The sequence below is a fragment of the Gordonia sp. IEGM753 genome, assembly GCF_050321825.1.
In the GTDB taxonomy this organism is placed as follows: domain Bacteria; phylum Pseudomonadota; class Gammaproteobacteria; order Pseudomonadales; family Pseudomonadaceae; genus Aquipseudomonas.
The window spans coordinates 237,984-260,331 of the sequence record NZ_JBNQGB010000005.1 but is presented as its reverse complement, the minus strand read 5'-3'; the positions used below and the strand labels follow the sequence as shown (position 1 = coordinate 260,331).

Genomic DNA, 22,348 nt, shown 5'->3' with positions numbered 1-22,348 from the left:
AAAGGTGAGAGTCCAATCACGGCTCTCCGCGCCCAACAAAAAAGCCAAAAGGTGACCCATGAGCTACCCATCCCTGAACTTCGCCCTCGGTGAAACCATCGACATGCTGCGCGATCAGGTTCAGTCCTTTGTCGCCAAAGAGATCGCCCCGCGCGCGGCTCAAATTGACATCGACAACCTGTTCCCTGCCGACCTGTGGCGCAAATTCGGTGACATGGGCCTGCTCGGTGTCACCGTGCCGGAAGAGTACGGCGGCGCTGGCCTGGGCTATCTGGCGCATGTCGTCATCATGGAAGAAATCAGCCGCGGTTCGGCCTCGGTCGCGCTGTCTTACGGCGCCCACTCCAACCTCTGCGTCAACCAGATCAACCGCAACGGCAATCACGCACAGAAGACCAAATACCTGCCAAAGCTGATCAGCGGCGAGCACATCGGCGCCCTGGCCATGAGCGAACCCAATGCCGGCTCGGATGTGGTTTCGATGAAATTGCGCGCGGACAAGCGTGGCGATCATTACGTGCTCAATGGCAGCAAAACCTGGATCACCAACGGCCCTGACGCCAATACCTACGTGATCTACGCCAAGACCGATCTGGAAAAAGGCGCGCACGGGATCACCGCGTTCATCGTCGAGCGGGACTCCAAAGGCTTCAGCCGCAGCAACAAATTCGACAAGCTCGGGATGCGCGGTTCTAACACCTGCGAGCTGTTCTTCGACGACGTTGAAGTGCCGGAAGAAAACATTCTTGGCGTGCTGAATGGCGGCGTGAAGGTGTTGATGAGCGGCCTCGATTACGAACGCGTTGTGCTGTCGGGCGGGCCAACCGGGATCATGCAGTCGTGCATGGACCTGATCGTTCCGTACATTCACGACCGTAAGCAATTCGGCCAGAGCATCGGCGAGTTTCAGTTGATCCAGGGCAAAGTTGCCGACATGTACACCCAACTCAACGCCAGCCGCGCTTATCTGTACGCGGTGGCCCAGGCGTGCGAACGCGGCGAAACCACACGCAAGGACGCCGCCGGGGTGATCCTTTACAGCGCCGAACGCGCCACGCAAATGGCACTCGACGCGATCCAGATATTGGGCGGTAACGGCTACATCAACGAATTCCCGGCAGGTCGCCTGTTGCGCGACGCCAAGCTGTACGAGATCGGCGCGGGCACCAGCGAAATCCGGCGCATGCTGATCGGTCGCGAACTGTTCAACGAAACCCGCTAAACGGAGCTGTCCATGGCTATTTTGCATACCCAGCTCAACCCTCGTTCAGCGGAGTTCGCTGCCAACAGCGAAGCGATGCTCAAACAGGTCGATGCCCTGCACACGCTGCTTGCCAACGTGCAACAAGGTGGCGGCCCAAAGGCGCAGGAACGTCACACCTCGCGCGGTAAATTGCTGCCGCGCGAGCGAATCAACCGCTTGCTGGACCCCGGATCGCCGTTCCTGGAGATCAGTCAGTTGGCGGCTTACGAGGTTTACGGTGAAGACGTTCCCGCTGCGGGCGTAATTGCCGGCATCGGCCGCGTGGAAGGCGTCGAATGCATGATTGTCGCCAACGACGCCACCGTTAAGGGCGGTTCGTATTATCCGCTGACGGTAAAAAAACACCTGCGGGCCCAGACCATTGCGCAGCAGAACCGCTTGCCGTGCATTTATCTTGTGGACTCCGGCGGCGCCAATTTGCCGCGCCAGGATGAAGTTTTTCCGGACCGCGAACACTTTGGCCGGATCTTCTTTAACCAGGCCAACATGAGCGCCATGGGCATCCCGCAAATCGCGGTGGTCATGGGATCGTGCACCGCTGGCGGCGCTTATGTGCCCGCCATGGCTGACGAAGCGATCATGGTGCGCAACCAGGCGACGATTTTCCTCGCCGGCCCGCCGTTGGTAAAAGCCGCCACTGGCGAAGTGGTGAGTGCGCAAGACCTCGGTGGTGCCGACGTGCACTGCAAGGTTTCCGGGGTTGCCGACCACTATGCCGAGAGCGATGAACATGCGCTCGCCATCGCCCGACGCAGCATCGCCAACCTCAATTGGCGCAAGCTCGGTGAGGTGCAACAGCGCACGCCCATCGCGCCGTTGTACAACAGCGATGAGCTGTATGGCGTGGTCTCAGCCGATGCCAAGCAACCGTTCGATGTGCGTGAAGTGATTGCGCGCCTGGTGGATGGTTCGGTGTTCGATGAATTCAAGGCACTGTTCGGCACGACGCTGGTGTGCGGTTTCGCCTACTTGCACGGTTACCCGATCGCGATCCTTGCCAATAACGGCATCCTGTTCGCTGAAGCGGCACAGAAAGGCGCGCACTTTATCGAGCTGGCCTGTCAGCGCGGCATACCGCTGCTGTTTCTGCAAAACATCACCGGGTTCATGGTCGGCCAGAAGTACGAGGCCGGCGGCATCGCCAAGCACGGCGCCAAACTGGTGACGGCAGTCGCGTGCGCCAAGGTGCCAAAATTCACCGTGATCATTGGCGGCAGTTTCGGCGCCGGTAACTACGGCATGTGCGGCCGAGCCTACGACCCGCGTTTCCTGTGGATGTGGCCCAACGCCCGCATTGGCGTGATGGGTGCCGAGCAAGCGGCGGGCGTATTGGTGCAGGTCAAGCGTGAGCAAGCCGAACGCAGTGGCCAACCGTTCAGCGCCGAGCAGGAAGCCGAGATCAAGCAACCTATCCTCGATCAGTACGAAGAACAGGGTCATCCCTACTATTCCAGTGCTCGCTTGTGGGACGACGGTGTCATCGACCCCGCTCAAACCCGCGATATATTGGCCCTGGCCTTGTCGGCGTCGTTGAACGCGCCTGTCGAACAGAGCCGCTTCGGCGTGTTCCGGATGTGATCGGGAGAAAACAATGAGCGACTTCAATACCCTCGAACTGCTGAGCGACCCAAGGGGTTTCGCCACCCTGTGGCTCAGCCGCGAAGACAAAAACAACGCGTTCAACGCCGAAATGATCCGCGAGCTGATCCTGGCGCTGGATAAGATTGCGACCGATCCCAACCTGCGTTTTCTGCTGGTGCGCGGTCGCGGCAAGCATTTCAGTGCCGGCGCCGATTTGGCGTGGATGCAACAATCGGCCGAACTCGACTACCAGACCAACCTCGACGATGCCCGCGAACTGGCAGAGCTGATGTACAACCTGGCGAAACTGAAAGTGCCGACGCTGGCCGTGGTTCAAGGCGCGGCTTTTGGTGGAGCCTTGGGTTTGATCAGTTGCTGTGACATGGCCATCGGTGCCGATGAAGCGCAATTCTGCCTGTCGGAAGTACGCATCGGCCTCGCCCCTGCGGTCATCAGCCCGTTCGTGGTGCAAGCCATTGGCGAGCGTGCAGCACGCCGGTATGCACTGACCGCCGAGCGATTCGGTGGGCAACGCGCGCAAGAAATCGGCCTGTTGTCGGAAAGTTATCCGGCCGCCGAGCTGGAACAGAGCGTCGAGCAATGGATCGACAATTTGCTGCTCAACAGCCCGGCCGCCATGCGTGTCAGCAAAGATTTGCTGCGCGAAGTGGGTAACGGCGCGTTGACCCCGGCGCTACGACGCTACACCGAAAATGCAATCGCTCGAATCCGCGTCAGCCCCGAAGGCCAGGAAGGCTTGCGTGCCTTTCTGCAAAAGCGTCCGCCGAACTGGCAAGCATCCATCACCAAGGAGCCGCGTTGATGAGCGCCCCTGTAATTACCTCTCTGTTGGTAGCCAATCGTGGCGAAATCGCTTGCCGGGTGATGCGTACCGCCAAGGCGCTGGGCCTCACAACCGTGGCCGTGCACAGCGCCACCGACCGTGAAGCAAGGCACAGCCGCGAGGCTGATATACGCGTTGACCTGGGGGGCAGTAAAGCCGCCGACAGCTACCTGCAAATTGACAAATTGATTGCTGCCGCCAAGGCCAGCGGCGCACAAGCGATTCACCCGGGTTACGGTTTTCTTTCGGAAAACGCAGGCTTCGCTCGCGCCATCGAAAACGCCGGCCTGATCTTTCTCGGCCCGCCCGCCTCGGCCATTGATGCCATGGGCAGCAAATCCGCAGCCAAAGCGCTGATGGAAACCGCTGGCGTGCCATTGGTTCCGGGTTATCACGGCGAAGCTCAAGACCTCGAAACCTTTCGCGATGCCTGCGAACGTATCGGCTATCCGGTGCTGTTGAAGGCCACGGCCGGCGGCGGCGGCAAGGGCATGAAAGTGGTCGAGGACGTCAGCCAGTTGTCCGAGGCATTGGCCTCAGCCCAGCGTGAAGCGAAATCCTCGTTCGGCGACTCGCGGATGTTGGTTGAAAAATACCTGCTGAAACCGCGTCACGTGGAAATCCAGGTGTTCGCCGACCAACACGGCAATTGCCTTTACCTCAACGAACGTGACTGCTCGATTCAGCGTCGACACCAGAAAGTCGTCGAAGAAGCGCCAGCACCGGGGCTGAGCCCACAGTTGCGTCGCGCCATGGGCGAAGCCGCCGTTCGTTCGGCACAAGCGATCGGTTACGTCGGCGCCGGCACGGTGGAGTTCTTGCTCGATTCTCGCGGCGAGTTCTTCTTCATGGAAATGAACACGCGTCTGCAAGTCGAACACCCGGTAACAGAAGCCATTACCGGCCTGGACCTGGTGGCCTGGCAAATACGCGTGGCACGTGGCGAAGCGTTGCCAATGACCCAAGCCGACGTGCCATTGATCGGTCACGCGATTGAAGTGCGCCTTTACGCCGAAGACCCGGGCAACGATTTCCTACCGGCCACCGGACGCCTGGCGCTGTATCGCGAATCCGCGCCAGGCCCGGGACGCAGGGTCGACAGCGGTGTCGAAGAAGGCGACGAGATTTCACCGTTCTACGACCCGATGCTCGGCAAATTGATTGCCTGGGGTGAAGACCGTGAACAGGCACGCCTGCGCTTGCTGAGCATGCTCGATGAGTTTGCGATTGGCGGGCTGAAGACCAACATCAACTTCCTGCGCCGGATCATCGGCCATCCAGCGTTTGCCGCGGCGGAACTGGATACCGGTTTCATTCCGCGTTATCAGGAACAATTGCTGCCCCAGCCCTCAGACCTCAGTGATGAGTTCTGGCAGGCTGCCGCTCAGGCGTTCACCCAGAGCCAGGCCAGCACACCGCGCGTTGATGACCCAAGTTCACCTTGGGCTCGCAGTAATGGTTTCCGGGCAGGGCTGCCGACAGAAACCACGCTGCATCTGAGCTGCGAAGGACAGGACCGTGCGCTGACTTTGGGTGCCAATGGCACTGCACAACTCAAAGGCGAGCAACTGCTGACCGACATTGATGGTGTACGCCGCCAACACCGGGTCATTCGTTGTGACGATGTTGTCTACCTGCAGTGGGAAGGTGAGTTGCGTCGTATCGAGACTTACGACCCGATCAGCGCTGTCGAAGCCAGCAACAGCCATCAGGGCGGACTGACCGCGCCAATGAACGGCAGTATCGTGCGAGTGTTGGTGGAAGCAGGCCAGACAGTTGAAGCCGGTGCGCAACTGGTGGTACTGGAAGCGATGAAAATGGAGCACAGCATTCGTGCGCCACATGCCGGTGTGATCAAGGCGCTGTATTGCCAGGAAGGCGAGATGGTCAGCGAGGGAAGCGCCCTGGTCGAATTGGAAGAGGCTTGAAACCAAGAACGGTCCTGCGCATTGCGAGGACCGATCTGACTAGAACTTGACTGTGGCCTGAACCACTACGCCGATAATTCGACACTCGTCGGTGTAGAGGGCTTTGGGATACGTCGGATTGAGCGGGACCAGATAACGCTGCCCGCCCTCTTCGATCAGCTTGCGAAACGTCGCTTCGGCGCTGCCTGACCTTTGGGCTATGACCAGTGTGCCGGGCAGCGCTTCAATGGCCGGGTCCACCAGAATCAACATGTCCGCTGCAACGCTGACACCGCTGGGCGCGGTCATTGCATCGCCCTCCACGTTCAGCCAGAAAGCAGCACCCCGGGCGTGGTAGTCGGACAGTTCAAAACGCTGCGAGCCATACACCGGCTGATCGCCATCGCGCAGCTCTCCCGTCTCTCTCCAATCGCTGACCGGGTAACGAAAGTACGGGTTGTACTTTTTTGTCAGGCAGATTTCGTCATCCGCTGCGGTACTGGGCTCGCGAATCACCATCGCTACTTCCAGATACTCCATGCCCAACGCCTGCAAGACACGGTTCATGTCCTCAATGCTGGGCTGGCGCCGCTTTTTCAACCAATGACCCACACCGCCCTGGGACATGCCCAGACGGTCAGCGAGTATGTCTTGAGTGATTTTGAGTTCACTCATTTTGGCCTTGACCAACTCAATCCATTTATCCATGTGCGGCACGATACGTGTGCGCCTCCGACCATCAAAACACAATTCGTATTATTTAAATTCTCGTCACAAATACAGTACGTACTAGGATGAGCTCATGGACTTGAATCTAACACGGAGCTTGTTATCACCATGACACTACCCAGCAATGAACTGCCAGACGTGCAAATCGACACCTCGCTAACCTCTACCAAGGGTTATGCGGCTGCGCAGCGAGCACTGGATTATTACTTGAAACCAACTGTTTCAGAGGTCGATGTCGAGGAACGCTTCTTTGATGTGAACCGAAATATCAGCAGTGAAGAGGCGCTGGTCCATGCTTCAGACCTAATGCGCTGTGCTGGCGCCATTGCTTACGAATCAGCCAACAATCTGCAGGGCGCGCATCGCGACCTGGCGATCTCGGCGGTGCACATGATCGACATGGCAAAAGCGATGGTTGATCGCTCGCTGGAAGGCAATCAAAACGAATAGGAAGACAGCCGCTCGGGAAGGACCGGAAAGAATTTTCCAATCGCGCAGATAAAATAGTTTGACTTGCAAACGAGAATGATTATTATTGCATGCAGCTGGTCGCGAGATCAGTCGATTGTCCAAGTGACCTTAGGTCGGTCTCCTGGACTATCTCCTCATCAGGCTAATCACGGTTTTTGACCCGGCTTTTTGCCGGGTCTTTTTTTGCCAGTTATTCTGGCTATGGCTTCAGGCTAATGAAGTCTTTAGGTGTTGCGAATTCGATGGCGCGGATGATATCAAAAGAATATCTAATGGCAACAGATGCCCGTCTATATTGGTCCAAACTAATCAAAAAATAGCACTTGAGAATCAATCGCACAGTCTCTAAGCTGCGTCGGCGTCAAGGACGACGCCCCCCATACATCCCGTATTTTCTGCCAGTTTTTCCCTCCCCAACGTGTAAAGTAGCAGCCATAAAATCATATTCAGGAATCGACTATGACCGTGGCCAAATCCTCTTTCGACATCAGCGCGAACTTTGACAGCGGCAACATTGAAGTGCTGGACATCAGCAATCCATTGCAAGCCCTGCTGGCCATCCGGCCAGACACTCGCAGCCAGCACTTCCAATGGTTCCACTTCAAGGCCAGCGGCCTTCATGTCGGTCAAGAGCACTGGTTTCGCCTGAATAACGCCAGCAAGTCTTCCTACAACAAAGCCTGGGACGGTTATCAAGCCGTTGCCTCCTATGACCATGTGAACTGGTTCCGGGTGCCGACTATCTTCGAAGGCGATTGCTTGCGCTTCAGCCTGGAAGCCACCGCTACTCACGCCTGGTTTGCCTACTTCGAACCCTACAGCCGTGGCCGGCATGACTGGCTCATCGAACAAGCATTGTCCAAGGCCGGGACCCAATTGCTGGCCACAGGTAAAAGCGCCGAGGGCCGTGACATCCAGTTATTGCGTAAAGGCACCGGCGCCGAGGGCCAGCGCAAAATCTGGATGATCGCCCAACAACACCCGGGCGAGCACATGGCCGAATGGTTCATGGAAGGCGTTATTGAACGTCTGGAAAAGCACGATGACCCGGTATTGAATGCACTGCTGGCCAGTGCAGACCTATACTTGATACCCAACATGAATCCGGACGGCGCGTTCCATGGCCACCTGCGGACCAATGCGATGGGGCAGGATTTGAACCGCGCCTGGCAGAGCGCCAGCCAGGACATGAGCCCGGAAGTGCTGTTCGCCCAGCAGCAGATGGAAAAGTACGGCGTCGATTTGTTCCTGGACATCCATGGCGATGAAGAAATCCCCTACGTGTTCACCGCCGGGTGCGAAGGCAATCCGGGCTATACGCCGCGGATCGAAAAACTCGAAACCCGCTTCCGCGATCACCTGAAGCACCTGACCAAAGACTTCCAGACCAAACACGGCTATACCCGTGACAAACCAGGCCAGGCCAACATGACCCTGGCCTGCAATAGCGTCGGCGCAAAATTCGATTGCCTGGCGTTGACCCTGGAAATGCCCTTCAAGGACAACAATGACGCGCCAGATCCGCTGACCGGTTGGTCGGGCAAACGCTCCAAGCAGTTGGGCAAGGATGTACTGACCACCATCGCCGACATGGTCGGCACCTTGCGCTGATCGACGCACACGGCTGCATGCCCGGCATGCAGCCATGAATCACTGTGCCGACAGCCGCTCGCAATCTTCTGGGCCGAGCAAACGACCATCCGCGGCACGCAGCTCCAGCGGTTGAATTGGCTGCCCTTTGGCGCGATCGACAACGCGCGAATGAGCTTCACCCGGCTCATAGAAGTAGGTTTCCCCCCACTGCCGTAACCCGATGATCAACGGAAACAGGCCTTTCCCCTTCTCGGTCAGCACATATTCCTGATAGGCGCTGCCATCCGACGCCGGTACCAAATCAAAAATTCCGTGCGTTACCAGGGTGCGCAATCGCGCCGCCAGGATGTTCTTCGCCATGCCTAAATTGCGCTGAAACGCGCCGAACCGGCGAATGCCGTCGAACGCATCGCGCACGATCAGCAACGACCACCAATCGCCAATGGCGTCCAGCGAGCGAGCGACCGGGCAGTCGGCGCCTTCCATGCTTGTACGTTTGACCATGATCACGCTCACCGAAACAAATATGGTTGCAATATAAAACCACTCTCCTTACCGTACAACTGGTTTTATATTGAAACCAATTAGGAGAGCAACATGAAAACGGATCAACCATTAAGTGGCGCAGTGATCCTGCTGTTTGCTGTCGCCTGCGGGCTGGCTGTCGGTAACGTGTATTACGCGCAGCCCTTGCTGGACGCCATGGCTGAGGCGTTCGCCATGGACCCGGCAACCATAGGCATCATCGTCACCCTGACCCAGGTTGGATATGGCATCGGCCTGATATTGCTGGTGCCGCTGGGGGATCTGCTCAATCGCCGGCGCCTGATCGTGACGCAAACACTGCTCGCCGCCGCCGCGTTGTTGATGATCGCGCTGGCGTCGAACAGCACGTGGTTATTGATCGGGATGACACTCACCGGATTGCTGGCAGTCGTGACGCAGGTTCTGGTGGCTTATGCGGCGACACTCGCGGACCCCGAACAACGCGGACGCGTAGTGGGCGTGGTCACCAGCGGCATCGTCGTCGGTATTTTGCTAGCCCGAACGCTGGCCGGTGGCATGGCGGACCTCGCCGGTTGGCGCTCGATTTATCTGTTGTCAGCCGGGCTGACGCTGGTGATGGCGCTACTATTGTTTCGCGTATTGCCCAAACAGGAAGCGGCGCAACCGGTCAGCTCATACGGGGCGTTGATACGTTCGGTGTTCACCTTGTTCAGGGAAGAACCGGTGTTGCGTCATCGCTCAGTTCTGGCGCTCCTGACGTTCGCCAGCGCCATGGTGCTCTGGACGCCGATGGTGCTGCCGTTAAGCGCCCCGCCGCTGTCGTTGTCGCACACACACATCGGATTATTCGGCCTGGCAGGTGCGGCAGGTGCACTGGCGGCGGCACGCGCAGGGCAATTGGCAGACCGTGGTTGGGGGCAATGGACCAGTGGCTTGTCGTTGCTGCTGATGCTGGTTTCATGGCTGCCCATCGCCATGACGCAATCCTCGTTGTGGGCGCTGTTGCTGGGCGTGGTCACGCTGGATCTGGGGTTGCAAGCGGTGCACGTCACCAGCCAAAGCATGATTTACAGCGTACGCCCCGAGGCGCAAAGCCGACTCACTGCCGGCTATATGCTGTTCTATTCGATCGGCAGCGCCTTGGGTTCAATCGGCTCAACGGCTATGTATTCCGCTGCCGGATGGCTGGGTGTCTGCCTGCTGGGTGCCGCCATCAATGCGTTTGCGCTGGGTTACTGGTGGCTGACAACAAAGAGTGGCGCATCGGCAACATGCGCCACCCAGGCCGGTTAGTGCCGATCCTTGCCGCGCAACATGCTGTCCAGGACATCGTCACGGCGTACCCAGCCATGGAACAACGCGGCCGCCAAATGCAGCAATACCGTGAGAAACAACAGATAAGCCAAGTAGCCATGCGCTTTGCGCAGGAACGCAAACACCTGCGCATTGGCAGGCAGGATTGACGGCAACTGCAGCGACTCACTGAGCATCACCGGGTCGCCAGCCGCCGAAATCATTGCCCAACCCAACAACGGCAGAATCAACATCAAGGCGTACAGCAACACATGCGAGGCCTTCGCCGCCAGCACTTGCCAACCCGGAAGGTCTGCTGGCAGCGGTGGCTGGCGGGTCGAAAACCGTACGCCCAGACGCACAATCACCAGCAATAGAATCGCGATGCCCAACGGTTTGTGCAGATGAATAAGCCATTCATGACGTTCGGAGACCGACGCTGCCATGCCGGCGCCGATAAACAACATGGCAATGATCATCAGGGCCATCAGCCAGTGCAGCAGTCGCGCCAACGGAGCGAAATGGTTCGGTTGAGTGCTCATTGGCGAGCCTCCTGGTTAGCGGCTGGCAACTGATTGACTTCGCTGGTGCGGCGCAGGTAAGAAGTGGCGTAACCGGCGGAGCGCGCGGCCAGCAGCGGGTCGTCGGAGCCCTCGATACCGGTGGGTAATATCAGCGGGTCATAGTTGATATCACGGCACTCGCCATTGAGTTGCGGCTGGGTACTTTCAAGCACCAACGTGCCGGCATTCAGGACTTTGCGCCCATCGGGCCAGGCCTTGCTGGCATCATTGACCGGGTCAGCGGGGTCGGCGAGGGTAATATTCAACTGCCAACGCAACGGGCCTGCCGCCATGCGCTGCACCAGGTCTTTCTCCAGAAAATCGCCGCCCTCAGGCGCGGTAGCCCCCGCCGCATCCTTGACCAGCGGCACCATGCTCCAACGCACTGCCTGGCGCCGGCCTGCCGCATTCACCAGGTAAAAGGCGTTAACGCTGTTGTAAGTTTCCGTCACGTAGCTGGCCGAGGGTTTGGCGGTTTTTACCCACGTCAGGAACGGCACTGTTTCGGGGTGCGCGGCGAAGAACGCCGGCACCGCCGCAGGATTCGGTTTACCGGTGGCCGGATCGGGCGATTGTGCTTGCTGCAATTGATAGAACGCTTCAGGCGTGCCCACTGGGAACACCGGCATGCTGTTCATCCCGGTGCGCCACTGTTGACCGTTTGCCTGGGTAAAACGCAACGCCATGCTACGAATCGGCACACTGTTGTCAGGCGCATAGGGATTACCGGCCGGCAGCGCAAAGCGCCCAACCACCGGGGTTCGCGCTTCATTGAACACCTGCGCGCTGGAATAATTGCGCGCCTCGCTGCTGCTTTCGAAGTGACCGATCACGCACACACCTTTCGAGTGGTTACGCCGAAACCCCGGGTGCACGCCGTTGTTTTTTTCCAGCACATTGATCAGCGCTTTTGGCGTCAAACGGTGTGGGTCAAGTGTGCCGTTGACGTAGGCAAAAGCCCCGGCAGCTGCGGCAACCACCACGGCGATGGCCGCCAGGCGCAACGCCAGGCTTACCCCACTGAGCGGTGGCCGCGCGGGCGGTGATGAGCGATCTACCATGAATGACTCCAGGGCCATCGGCCACAAGTGAGAAGGATCAAGCAGACGTACACCGGAACGGTTTATTCCATTGCACGGTATTTATTTTTTCAGGCGTGGAATAACCTCGTGCGTCGGGCGTCTTCCTAGTCCACAGCGTAGTGACTAGTCGGAACTTCATGAACGATATCGACGAACAACTGAGTGAAATCATTCCCAGACTCCGACGTTTCGCCGTGTCGTTGACGCGCAATCCCAGCAGCGCCGACGACCTGGTGCAGTCGTGCCTGGAGCGAGCGCTGTCGAGTTGGGGCAGTAAACGTGCCGAGGGCGATTTACGTGCCTGGCTGTTTTCGATTCTTTATCGACAGTTTCTCGACGCCCACCGACGCTCCCGACGGTATGCGCGGATGCTCGAATTCTTCACCGGCCGCGACGATACACAGCCTTCGGTCGAGCGCACCGTGATCGCCCAATCGACGCTGCAAGCGTTCGATCAGCTCACCACCGAACAGCGTGCGTTGCTGCTTTGGGTCTCGGTCGAAGGCTTGAGTTACAAAGAGGTCGCCGACATTCTGGACGTTCCCCTCGGCACCGTCATGTCGCGCTTGTCGCGTGCGCGCCTGGCCTTGCGCCAACTCAGCGACGGCGAAATCACCCGCCCTTCCCTGCGGAGACTCAAATGATCAGCATGCCCCCAAGCGAGCGCGACCTGCACGCCTATGTCGACCACCAACTGAGCGATGCCGACCGACATCGGGTAGACGCTTTTCTGGCGAGCAATCCACCCATTGCCGCACAGGTGCGCGCCTGGCAACAGGACGCCCAGCAATTGCGTGCGGCACTCGGCGGTGCGTTGCAGCAACCCGTCAACCCGGACCTGAATCCAGCACTGATTCGCCAACGCCTGAAACGCCAATCACGCCGCCACCTGGCCAGCGCCGCTGCCTTGCTGATTGCCATCAGTGTGGGCGGTATCAGCGGTTGGCAGGCACGGGAGATGACCTTCGCCGGCGCGACCCTGCCGATGACCGATGCCATGCAGGCCTATCGGTTGTTTGCCCAGCAAGGCGTAATGCCAGCCGACTACAAGGTGGGCGAGGACGGCGATATGCAGAACTGGCTGGACCGCTACTTCAACCAGGCCAATCGTTTGCCGAATCTTGCGAGTGCCGGTTTTCAACCGGTGAGCGGGCGCTTGCTGAGTACCGAACAGGGACCAGCAGCGATGGTGGTTTACCAGAATCAAAGCGGACAAAAAATCAGCTTCTATGTCCGCCCGCCCGGCCCCAAAAACTACCTGCTGCCGCGTGGCAGTCGCAGCGATGGCGAGTTACAGGCAGAGTACTGGTCCGGCGCTGGCTACAACTACGCGATGGTCAGCCCGGCGGATACACCGGCCGCACAGTTGCTCAAGCAAACCATGCAGTTTTAGACGATTAAAAGCCTACGTCGAGAATCACACTGTCAACGTAAGTGCCCGCGGGCGGAGTGGTCTGATCGGTGTAGATTTTCGCGTTGTAATTGAAGATCTGGCTGCCAGTGCCCAAGCCTTTGCCGGGGTTGACCTCCGCATCCGTACTGGCTCGTCGGGCAGTGCCCACACTGCCCCAACGCGTGGTACCCGCGCTTTTGAAAATGTCGTATGCCAGATAGTTGCCGCCCGCCATCATCCGCCGCCGACCGCCGACGCTGACCGCATACAGGCCATCGTCCAGCCCTACGGTGTAGGCGCTGCCCTTGGTGCACGCCAGGTTGATGGTCTGGCCAGTCACAGCGGTGAAGGCGCTGATGACCGGCGCACTGCCGAAGCTGATGTTCGGCGCGGTGATGGTGCAGTCGTTGGCGACGGTCAGATTGACCGTCAGTGTTGTGTTGCCGCTGTTGATGTCGCGCCCCAGGCAAATGCTGCCAACACCGATGCCTGAACAGTAATTCCAGTTCCAGAAGATGCTCAGGGTTTCGGTGTAAACCCCCGCTGCCACATTGCTGCCAATGGTTGTGCCCAGGTAGAGCGGAACGGTTTTGGGTACCACACTGCCCAGCAACCCGAGTGCATCAATAATCCCGTTTTTTGCGAAGTCGTATGCCACGCCCCGGGTTATCGGGTAACTGGTGCTGTTGTTGGCATACAGCGTGTAATTGATGATGTCGCCCGTAGGGCCGAGCAACCCGGTTTGAGTGGAGGTGAAGGTGGCGTAGAAGTGATCGGTGCTCGTCAGTAACGAGACTAATGAGCCGGTGCAACTCAACCCACCATTCAACGTTGAGCTCGATTGCGAGGTGGTTCGCAGTGCAATCGAGCTTAATGAGCCAAAGGCTACCGGCGAGGTAGCCACCGCCGAGCACAATGCCCACGCCGAACCCGGCAACCCAAGCACCAGCAGCACTAAAACCCTGAAACAGCTCATCGGCACACCAACGGCCCGATCAACGGGATCTGATCCTGTTTCAAGTCCATGGCGAACTGCACCTGACAGGTTTTTCCATCCGCCAACGTCACCCGCAAACTGTTGTTTGACTGCAGGTTCTCCAGGTACACCAGACCGTCCCAACCGACCACCGTTTGCGTGCCGCTTTGCTCGTGCAGCACGCCACTGCCCAATGGCAAATTCTGCTGCTGTGCATCCACCAGCACGATGCTCGCGGCAATCACCCGACTCAACGGAAACTCCAGCAAATAGCCGCTGCCCCGGCGTACGGCTATGCGTTGTTCAACATTCTGGCTGCGCACGTTGGCCGGCAGGTTAAGCGGGTCGATTTCATACTTGCCACGGTAATAAGCACTGCTCCAGGGCACCAGCAAATGACCGTTACTGTCGGTCTGGCCGACCCGTTGATTTTCGTAACGCACTGGAATGTCGGCGTAACCGTCAGTGGTGACCACTACGAAAGCATCATCGATACGGTTGGCGGCGAACACCTGTCGGTCCATCCAGACCAGCGAACCACTGGCATCGGCCCAACGGGTCTGGGCGTCGCTGTTGCCATAGACGCCAGCCTGCAATTGCACCGACTGCAAACGCCAAGTCACGTCAGCCTGACGATAATCGGGGGCATCGCCCTGCGCGTACCCGAGGTTGAAGCCCACTCCACCTTCAGTCGGCACCGCCCTGCTGTAATTGACGCGCTGCTGGGTTTGCCCGGTTTTGCTGCGTTCGCTGCTGATTGCCAGGCTGCCGCGCAGGTCGAACGGGATCACCAGTTGTGCCTGCACCGCCCAATTGCTGTCGCCAATCTCACGGTTGGCCGACAGGTAAAAACTGGTGTTGCGCCACAATGGCTTGCTCCAGGTCAGGTTAAGCAACCGCGTGCGCGAATCATCCGTCGCGCGCACATCGAAATACCCGGCGCCCAGACTGCCCCACTCGCCCAGGCTCAGGCTCAAGGTTGCCTGTTCACTGCGTTTGCTGAGCGTGGTGTACGGACTGTCGATCACGCTCAGGTCGGCGTATTGATCGCGGCGTTGCAGGCGCTGATAGGAAAAACTGTAGCGCTGGCTGCTGTATTGATAACCGAGGCTCATCTGCTGACCGCTTTCGCCGTCGAATCGACTCTGGCTGAGCGCGGTGTTCAGGACCCCGAAATTGCCCAGTCGCAGGTTCCCGCCGAGGCCGCCGAGCGTTAGCGAATCCGAGGCCTCGGCATGGGTTTCAAGGGTGAAGTTGTCGCTCAACCCGTAGCGCAAGCTGCCGGAGCCGAGACCGGGGCCGTAGCCGAAATCGCGAATGCCGTAGTCACGCCGCAAGGAACCGGCGGCCACCGAAAAATCGCTCAAGCCTTTTTGCAGCAGGTTGCTGGTGACGTAGAAAGGCACCGTGGTCGAGACTTGTCGGCCCAGCGCATCGGTGGTGACCACTACCGCCTCGCCTGCGCCATTGATAAATGGAATGTTGGTGAGTGTGTAAGGCCCAGGCTGCAGTTCGGCACTGGCGGATTTGTAGCCGTTGATGAACAGGTCCACCGAGGACGGCACCGCAGCCTCACCGGCAAACTGCGGCAACGGGTACGTCACCAGGTCCGGGCGCACACCAAAATCACGCGACAATTGCACGCCACCCAATCGCACCGAACTGGTCCAGGGCAACGCGCCGCTGACGACGTCGCCCGCCTCATAGGTCAGCAGTCGCTCCTCATCCGAATAGCGCCATGTGGTGTCGTAACGCAGGTAACCATTATTCAATGCGCTGACCGCGTCACCCGACAAGGTGCGCCGGTATTGCCCGGTGTTGGACAGCGTGCCCCACGTGTCGAACAGGCGCACTTCGTTCCATGCTGCAAGGTAGGTGCCGGCATCATCGGTGTCGTTGAGGTACAGGTCGTAATTGAGCAACGCACCGAAACTGCTCAGCGCCGGTGTGCGCGGATAGGCTTGGCGATTGCCCACAAACTGTTCCGGTAGCCAGTCAGCGGGCACATCAAGCAGCAACCTTTGGCCCACAGTGTCGTACTCGCTGTGCAGCCCTTGCAGGCTATCGAGATCAACTTCGGCACTGATGTTTTCCGGCAATTTCATCCCGGTATCTCGCAGCGCTGTGGCCGGAACAAAGAGCCGGCCGCCACGTTGCTCGACCGCAATGACACGTCCTGTATCCATCTGGTTGACCACCAGTTCCAAAAACAACTGTGCATCGGCCACTGCCTCCATACCGCTCGGTGGCGGCGGTAAAGCACCGGCCCCCGATGCGGACGCGAACACCGTGCAGCACACACAGCTGAATGCCCACAACGGACGCTGGAAACTGCGAGCCCAACCCGGGCTCCTTACCGCTTTACGTCCTTCAATGGACCTCCAAATTCCCTTTTCACCAGCCCATCAGTCTTGGGACTGGTTTCAACGCGCCGGCGTAAGACTCTGAACCTGCGACGCGCCGTTCACCCTCACCTGTAACGCCGGATCGCCAGCCATCGGCCCCGGTGCCGGCCAACGCATGGTTGCGCCCGGCAATACGTAACCGAGTAGTCCTTCCACTAGGGGTTTGGTCTGGCTGCCCTGTTTCAGCGCCACGTCCGTCAGCCGAGCATGCACTGCGCCCTGATTGCGCACTTCCACGTAAGGGCGGCCGTCAACCGTCACGCCGCGCCAGCTCAGGTCCGGTAACCCCACACCTTTGGGGTCACGTTTGCGGGTGGTGTCTTCCTTGCTCCAAAGGCCCGAGCCATAGGCAAACAACGGCACCGAATAACGCATCTGAAACCGAATGGCGGCTTCAGTCTTGCCCTCTTCAACCACGGGCGGTTTGGCCGACGGAATTTCGTCGATGATGATCCGGTAGGCCAGTTCCTGGCCCGGCGGCACATCCTTCGTCCGGGTCAGTCGCACCAGTTGTTTCTGGCCAGGCTCGATTTTCGCCACCGGCGGGCTGCCGATCACGTCGCGCTGGTTCTGGTAGTGGTCGTCGAAACCGCTCTGGTTCCAGGCAAACACCCGGATCTGCAAATTGGCCGTCTCGCTACCGCGGTTTTCCAGCCACAAGGCGCTGGCCTGTTGATCGGCCTCAAGCACCGGATCAATCGGCCAGATCAGCACCGAACTGGCGGCCTGAACCTTCGTCGCCCCAAGAATCGCCATCGCCAATACCGTACAACGCAAAACCGCTGACCACATATGCCTGCTCCCTGTTGAAAACGCCGCATTACCACGACAATTGCACTTGCAGCACATCGCTGTAGGTCCCGCCAGGTTGATTGCCCGGCAGTAGCACCTGTCCGTAAATAGGCAGGCTGATGTTGTTTGCATCGGAGTAGGCCACCGCCACGCTTTGCCCCACGCCAAGACTCTGGCTGAACGCCGCGTCGCGAAACAGTTGATACGCCACCTGATTAGTCCCGGTGGTGAGCTGCATGTGCCTGCCGCTGCTGTTGTACTTGCCGCCATCGACGGTCATGTTCAGCGTCACACCCGGCGTGCATTGCAACTGCACTCCGCCGGTCAACGCCGCTTGCACCGTGCCGGTGGCTAATGCCGAGCGGCTGCCGAAATTCAAGCTGCCGTAATTCGACACACCGCCCCCCACCAGGCATCCAGAGGTAATCGTGGCACTCACCTGAAAGCTCTGGCTGGTCACCGCCGCCAGCGGTAAAGGTACGCCGCACGCGCCCAGCAAGAGCAGCGCCGCACAGCCATGACGGGCCATTGCACTAGAAGGTCAGTTGTACGGAAACGGTGTCGGTGTAAGTCCCCGCCGGCAGACCCGCCTTACCCACCGCTTTGCCATAGATGTTCACCGCTTGCGTCTGGCCAGTACTCGCGGTCAGGTTGATCACGCCGTTGATGGCCAGCAGTTGCGAGTGCGCCGCGTCGGTATAGAAGTCGTACGGCACATAATTGGCGACACCGTCATACATCGCCCGGGTGCCACCGGAAGATTGCGCGTCGTGGGCGCCGGCCCCCACGGTGATGGTGGGCGTGGTGCCACTGGAGCACTGCACCGACAGCGCCCCGCCGCCACCGCCCAGCACCTGGCCATCGGCTTCGGTGAACAAACTGGTGGTGGTGCCAAAGTTCACCGTACCGAAGTTCAAACCAGTGGTGCCGGCCGTGCCGTTGACCAGGCAACTGCTGGTCAGGATCAGCGTGGAGCTGATCTGCCCGGTGACGGTGGTGGCTGCCGTGACACTGGTCGCCAGCGTCAGGCCGAGCAATGACAAACCTATCCTTGAAACGAGCATGTGCATGGTGTCCGTCCTCTACGGGTTTACCAATCGAGCGTCACCGTCAGGGTGTCGGTATAGACACCGGCCGGTACTGCGCGGGTATTCGCCACCACCGAGCCAAATACCGGAATCGGTACCTGGGCCCCGCTGGTCACAGCGAAATTGTGTTGTTGGCCGATGCTGTAGCTCTGGTTTCCAGAGGCATCGAGGAACAACTGATACGGGATGGTCTGATTGCCGTTGCTCAAACGGCGGGTCGTGCCGTCGCCATGGGCACCGCCATCGATGGTGACGGTAAACCCGGTCACCGAAGGGTTGCAGGCAACGTTCAGTTTGCCGCTGCCTTCATCGCTGAGACTGGCCTTGATCGGAGTGGTCCAGGTCGGGCCCTGCTGGCCGAAATCAAGCGTACCGAAATCACTGACCGGGCTACCGGCGCTCGCGCCGTTGGTCACCTCGCAACCGGCAATAATGATCAGCCGCGCATGAATTTGCCCGCTGATCGCCGCATGAGCGTCGTCGGCCATCAGTGTCAGGGCACTGACCACCAAAACCTTCCAGTGCTTGCTCGTCATAACGCCATTCCCGATTCCTTCAGGATTAACCACTCGAACGCCTACCAGGTGACCGTCACCTTCACCAGGTCTGAATAACGACTGACACGCGGGATCTCCGCCAGCCGATCTATGCGGCCATACAACGGCAAATCAACGGAGCCGGTGTCCGGCACACGGCCACTCATCGGGACATTCACCGCCAGCGGGATAAGCCGGGCGGGGTCCTGATACAGCCGATAAGGGATAGGTTTGCTGTCGGCGGAGCCCGCCAGGTAACGCACGTCACCGACGCCACCGTGCAGGCCACCGTCGACGCGTAATTGATAGGGAGTATCGGGATTGCATTCCAGACGTGGCAGACGCTGGTTGGTCAACGCGGCGCCCAACGGTCCGGTGGGGTCATCCAGGCGTGCGGTGCTGCCGAAGTCCAGCACGCCCAGTTGTTCGACGCCCGCGCTGCGCTGTACTCCAACCAATTGACAGCCGCGCTGCACCTCGACCCGCACTTCGACCTGAAGTTCTGCGGCCAAAACTTGCGCACTGAGCATCACGCTCAAGACTGCCAACACCACATATCCATTCATGGCCCCATTCCTTTAAGGGCAGGCTTCAACGGTTCAGATTAGCAACACAGCGCGAATACGCCAGTGAACCCACGGCATTGGATCCATTTTATCGGCACCGGTGGCAGTAAAACTCCCCGTTTGGTTACACTACGCTGCCGCAGCTCGGGGAGCCGGCCAAAAGATTACGGGGTGACACCACAGTGGCCGTACGGATGCCCAACCGTTCACGATTCGCACGACGCTGGTCCGCATTGCGGCGTATTTTCGACACAACCACAGCAGCCGCCGGTCACAGCACCGCGAGTCGTGAAGTGCACGATTACTTTCGCCATAAAGCACATGCCCAGGGTTACACCCTCAGCCACAGCCAACAGCGCGTAATCGACTGGATGGCCCAGCACGCCAATGCGCTGCTGGGTGAATCGGCAAAAACACTGCCCGGCCTTTATCTGCACGGCGCAGTGGGGCGCGGCAAGAGCTGGTTGCTCGACGGATTTTTCCAGGCAATACCGATTGCCGAGAAGCAGCGCCTGCACTTTCATGAGTTTTTTGCGCGCCTGCACAGCGGCATGTTCAGCCATCGCGATCAACCCGATGCCTTGGCCACGACGCTGGATGAGCTGCTGCAGGATTGTCGGGTGCTGTGTTTCGACGAGTTTCATGTGCATGACATCGGCGACGCAATGCTCATCACACGGCTGTTCAAAGCCTTGTTCGCCCGCGGCATCCTGCTACTGGTCACCTCCAACTACCCGCCCGAAGGCCTGCTGCCGAATCCGCTGTATCACGCGCGCTTCAAACCGGTGATCGACCTGATCAACGCACGCATGCAGGTGATGGAAGTCGGCGGTCCGCATGACTACCGCAGCCAGGCGCGAACGCATGCACAGCAAGTATTTACCCAGGGCCACTACATCTGGCCCGCCACCGAGGCACAGCGCAAGGCGTTGAATTTGCCCGAGCACGAAGCGCCGGCCATGACACTGCCCGTCGGCAACCGTGACCTTACTGCTCGGTACAGCGCAGGACGAACGGTCGGTTTTACCTTTGCCGACCTGTGTGACCAGCCCACCGCGGTCATGGATTACCTTGAGCTTTGCCGACGTTTCGATCACTGGATCATCGACCGACTGCCCAATCTTGCCGAGTGCTCGATTGCCGCCCAGCAGCGCTTTATCAACCTGATCGACGTGCTTTACGACCAGGACAAACAGCTGGTTTTGCTTGGGCAGCGGTCATTACGTGAAAGCCTGGCGGGCGATGCGATTGATCTGGCCCGCACGCGCAGCCGTTTGGGGCAATTAATGGAAGTGCGCGGCGCCTGACTCAAAAGATCGCAAGCGGTGGTGCCGAGTCGTTATCATGTCGCCCGCGTCACTCTCCCTCGATCAATAGCGAATCTGTTCATGCATACCCTTGCACAACTGCGCGCCGGCACGTTGAAAGGCATCACACGCCTGGACCTCTCCTGCAACCTGACGCAATTCCCCCAGGAAATTTTTGACCTGGCAGACTCACTGGAAGTGCTCAACCTCAGCGGCAACGCCTTGAGCAGCCTGCCGGATGATTTACATCGCCTGAGCCGTTTGCGGGTGTTGTTCTGCTCGGACAATCTGTTTACCGAGTTACCTGCCTGCCTTGGCCAATGTGCCACGCTGACCATGATCGGTTTCAAGGCCAATCGCATTGAACACGTGCCAGCGGCTGCGCTGCCGCCCCTGTTGCGCTGGCTGATCCTGACCGACAACTGCATCAGCGAGTTGCCGGCCGAACTGGGCCGGCGCCCACATCTGCAAAAACTGATGCTGGCAGGTAACCGCTTGCAGCGCTTGCCTGAAAGCCTCAGCCAATGCCATCGACTTGAGCTGATACGAATCGCTGCCAACCAATTGACCGAGCTTCCCGAATGGCTGCTGGCCCTGCCGAGCCTGACCTGGCTGGCCTACGCGGGTAATCCGCTGGAAACCGAGGCCAGCGCCGTTGCACTGCAAGCGACCCCGACCATTGCATGGTCCGCGCTGCAGTTGGAGCAACAACTGGGCGAAGGCGCATCGGGCATTATTTACCGGGCGCAATGGCAACGGCCGGAGCAACCGCCATTGCCAGTGGCGATCAAACTGTACAAAGGCGAAATGACCAGCGATGGCTCGCCGCTGCATGAAATGAATGCCTGCATCACTGCCGGGCTCCACCCCAATCTGATCCGGGTTGAAGGCCGGGTTGTCGAGCACCCGCAAGCACAGGCCGGTTTGGTGATGGAGCTGATCGACCCGAGCTACCGCAACCTGGCAGCCCTGCCGAGCCTGGCGTCCTGCAGCCGTGACATCTACGACAACGACACGCGCTTCACGGCCGATGTGGCACTGCGCATCGCCCGCGGCATCGCCTCGGTTGCCGAGCATTTACATCAGCAGGGCATCACCCACGGCGACCTCTATGGCCACAATATTATGTGGAACGAGCACGGTGACTGCTTGTTGGGAGACTTCGGTGCCGCATCGTTTCATGCCACGTCGGACAGCGAAGAAAGTCGCGCCTTGCAGCGAATCGAAGTGCGGGCGTTCGGCGTGTTGCTGGGGGAGTTGCTCGAGCGCATCGTCAGCGGGTTAAGCGACGAACGTCGCGCGCAACTTGAGGATGTGCAGCAACGCTGCTGTCAGCCGCACGTACTGGCGCGGCCGGGGTTCGGTGAGGTTGTCGAGATACTGCACACCCATTAGCCAACAATCGTGGCGAGGGGGTTTATCCCCGATGGGTTGCGCAGCGACCCCAAGAA

General features: G+C 59.2%; 22 protein-coding genes. 11 read left to right on the top strand and 11 right to left on the bottom strand.

All coding sequences use genetic code 11. From position 1 onward, the window contains the following. Positions 1 to 58: 58 nt before the first annotated feature. Genes ACQR3R_RS23550 through ACQR3R_RS23535 form a run of 4 tightly spaced genes read left to right on the top strand, consistent with a single transcriptional unit; the run spans position 59 to position 5,617 of the window. Entirely contained in the window at positions 59 to 1,222 is a 1,164-nt protein-coding gene (locus ACQR3R_RS23550; RefSeq protein ID WP_428275878.1) for an acyl-CoA dehydrogenase family protein, read from the top strand. Positions 1,223 to 1,234: 12 nt separating this feature from the next. Then, complete coding sequence (locus ACQR3R_RS23545) at positions 1,235 to 2,842, top strand: carboxyl transferase domain-containing protein (RefSeq protein ID WP_428275876.1); 1,608 nt, start codon at positions 1,235 to 1,237, stop codon at positions 2,840 to 2,842. Between the two features lie 13 nt (positions 2,843 to 2,855). Next, the gene (locus ACQR3R_RS23540) at positions 2,856 to 3,668 is read left to right on the top strand and encodes a gamma-carboxygeranoyl-CoA hydratase (protein WP_428275874.1); all 813 of its coding nucleotides are present in this window, start codon (positions 2,856 to 2,858) and stop codon (positions 3,666 to 3,668) included. Beyond that, positions 3,668 to 5,617, top strand: a complete 1,950-nt coding sequence (locus ACQR3R_RS23535; RefSeq protein WP_428275872.1) for an ATP-binding protein — start codon at positions 3,668 to 3,670, stop codon at positions 5,615 to 5,617. The genes ACQR3R_RS23540 and ACQR3R_RS23535 overlap by 1 nt, the downstream gene beginning before the upstream one ends. Positions 5,618 to 5,656: 39 nt before the next feature. Here the strand turns inward: ACQR3R_RS23535 and ACQR3R_RS23530 are convergent, their stop codons facing one another. Next, positions 5,657 to 6,304, bottom strand: coding sequence for a S24 family peptidase (locus ACQR3R_RS23530; RefSeq protein ID WP_428275870.1), 648 nt, complete (start codon positions 6,302 to 6,304; stop codon positions 5,657 to 5,659). A gap of 159 nt (positions 6,305 to 6,463) precedes the next feature. Here ACQR3R_RS23530 and ACQR3R_RS23525 point away from each other — a divergent pair, with 159 nt between their 5' ends. Beyond that, entirely contained in the window at positions 6,464 to 6,775 is a 312-nt protein-coding gene (locus ACQR3R_RS23525) for a DUF6124 family protein (protein WP_428275868.1), read from the top strand. A 480-nt stretch (positions 6,776 to 7,255) separates the two neighbouring features. Next, the gene (locus tag ACQR3R_RS23520) at positions 7,256 to 8,407 is read left to right on the top strand and encodes a M14-type cytosolic carboxypeptidase (RefSeq protein WP_428275866.1); all 1,152 of its coding nucleotides are present in this window, start codon (positions 7,256 to 7,258) and stop codon (positions 8,405 to 8,407) included. 39 nt (positions 8,408 to 8,446) lie between these two features. Here the strand turns inward: ACQR3R_RS23520 and ACQR3R_RS23515 are convergent, their stop codons facing one another. After that, positions 8,447 to 8,893: a winged helix-turn-helix transcriptional regulator gene (locus tag ACQR3R_RS23515; protein WP_428275864.1), complete on the bottom strand. Its 447-nt coding sequence runs from the start codon at positions 8,891 to 8,893 to the stop codon at positions 8,447 to 8,449. Between the two features lie 93 nt (positions 8,894 to 8,986). Between ACQR3R_RS23515 and ACQR3R_RS23510 the strand changes: the two genes are divergently transcribed. After that, positions 8,987 to 10,189, top strand: a complete 1,203-nt coding sequence (locus tag ACQR3R_RS23510) for an MFS transporter (protein ID WP_428275862.1) — start codon at positions 8,987 to 8,989, stop codon at positions 10,187 to 10,189. Here the strand turns inward: ACQR3R_RS23510 and ACQR3R_RS23505 are convergent. Together ACQR3R_RS23505 and ACQR3R_RS23500 are read right to left on the bottom strand one after the other, a co-directional pair. Further along, positions 10,186 to 10,731, bottom strand: a complete 546-nt coding sequence (locus ACQR3R_RS23505; protein WP_428275860.1) for a cytochrome b/b6 domain-containing protein — start codon at positions 10,729 to 10,731, stop codon at positions 10,186 to 10,188. The two genes, ACQR3R_RS23510 and ACQR3R_RS23505, sit on opposite strands and share 4 nt — an antisense overlap. After that, positions 10,728 to 11,813: a catalase gene (locus ACQR3R_RS23500; protein ID WP_428275858.1), complete on the bottom strand. Its 1,086-nt coding sequence runs from the start codon at positions 11,811 to 11,813 to the stop codon at positions 10,728 to 10,730. The genes ACQR3R_RS23505 and ACQR3R_RS23500 overlap by 4 nt, the downstream gene beginning before the upstream one ends. 158 nt (positions 11,814 to 11,971) lie before the next feature. On the opposite strand from ACQR3R_RS23500, the gene ACQR3R_RS23495 reads away from it, so the two are divergent. Both ACQR3R_RS23495 and ACQR3R_RS23490 read left to right on the top strand, forming a co-directional pair. Continuing rightward, positions 11,972 to 12,478 carry a sigma-70 family RNA polymerase sigma factor gene (locus ACQR3R_RS23495; protein WP_428275856.1) on the top strand — a complete coding sequence of 169 codons (507 nt, stop codon included), beginning with the start codon at positions 11,972 to 11,974 and terminating at the stop codon, positions 12,476 to 12,478. Continuing rightward, entirely contained in the window at positions 12,475 to 13,227 is a 753-nt protein-coding gene (locus tag ACQR3R_RS23490; RefSeq protein ID WP_428275854.1) for an anti-sigma factor family protein, read from the top strand. The genes ACQR3R_RS23495 and ACQR3R_RS23490 overlap by 4 nt, the downstream gene beginning before the upstream one ends. Positions 13,228 to 13,231: 4 nt before the next feature. Here ACQR3R_RS23490 and ACQR3R_RS23485 read toward each other — a convergent pair whose 3' ends face one another. From ACQR3R_RS23485 to ACQR3R_RS23455, 7 genes are all read right to left on the bottom strand, one after another. Continuing rightward, positions 13,232 to 14,203: a spore coat protein U domain-containing protein gene (locus ACQR3R_RS23485; RefSeq protein WP_428275852.1), complete on the bottom strand. Its 972-nt coding sequence runs from the start codon at positions 14,201 to 14,203 to the stop codon at positions 13,232 to 13,234. Next, a complete protein-coding gene (locus ACQR3R_RS23480; RefSeq protein ID WP_428275850.1) occupies positions 14,200 to 16,491 on the bottom strand; it encodes a fimbria/pilus outer membrane usher protein in 2,292 nt (763 codons plus the stop codon). Before ACQR3R_RS23480 ends, ACQR3R_RS23485 begins: the two co-directional genes overlap by 4 nt. A gap of 135 nt (positions 16,492 to 16,626) precedes the next feature. Further along, positions 16,627 to 17,400, bottom strand: coding sequence for a fimbria/pilus periplasmic chaperone (locus ACQR3R_RS23475; RefSeq protein ID WP_428275848.1), 774 nt, complete (start codon positions 17,398 to 17,400; stop codon positions 16,627 to 16,629). A gap of 28 nt (positions 17,401 to 17,428) precedes the next feature. Then, the gene (locus ACQR3R_RS23470) at positions 17,429 to 17,929 is read right to left on the bottom strand and encodes a spore coat protein U domain-containing protein (RefSeq protein ID WP_428275846.1); all 501 of its coding nucleotides are present in this window, start codon (positions 17,927 to 17,929) and stop codon (positions 17,429 to 17,431) included. A gap of 4 nt (positions 17,930 to 17,933) precedes the next feature. Continuing rightward, positions 17,934 to 18,470, bottom strand: coding sequence for a spore coat protein U domain-containing protein (locus tag ACQR3R_RS23465; RefSeq protein ID WP_428275844.1), 537 nt, complete (start codon positions 18,468 to 18,470; stop codon positions 17,934 to 17,936). A gap of 20 nt (positions 18,471 to 18,490) precedes the next feature. Then, positions 18,491 to 19,024, bottom strand: a complete 534-nt coding sequence (locus tag ACQR3R_RS23460) for a spore coat protein U domain-containing protein (RefSeq protein ID WP_428275842.1) — start codon at positions 19,022 to 19,024, stop codon at positions 18,491 to 18,493. 41 nt (positions 19,025 to 19,065) lie between these two features. After that, positions 19,066 to 19,590 carry a spore coat protein U domain-containing protein gene (locus tag ACQR3R_RS23455; RefSeq protein WP_428275840.1) on the bottom strand — a complete coding sequence of 175 codons (525 nt, stop codon included), beginning with the start codon at positions 19,588 to 19,590 and terminating at the stop codon, positions 19,066 to 19,068. 194 nt (positions 19,591 to 19,784) lie between these two features. On the opposite strand from ACQR3R_RS23455, the gene zapE reads away from it, so the two are divergent. Continuing rightward, complete coding sequence (gene zapE / locus ACQR3R_RS23450; RefSeq protein ID WP_428275838.1) at positions 19,785 to 20,897, top strand: cell division protein ZapE; 1,113 nt, start codon at positions 19,785 to 19,787, stop codon at positions 20,895 to 20,897. Between the two features lie 81 nt (positions 20,898 to 20,978). After that, positions 20,979 to 22,292 (top strand): protein kinase, encoded by a 1,314-nt coding sequence (locus ACQR3R_RS23445; protein ID WP_428275836.1) that lies wholly within the window; start codon positions 20,979 to 20,981, stop codon positions 22,290 to 22,292. Positions 22,293 to 22,348 lie beyond the last annotated feature (56 nt).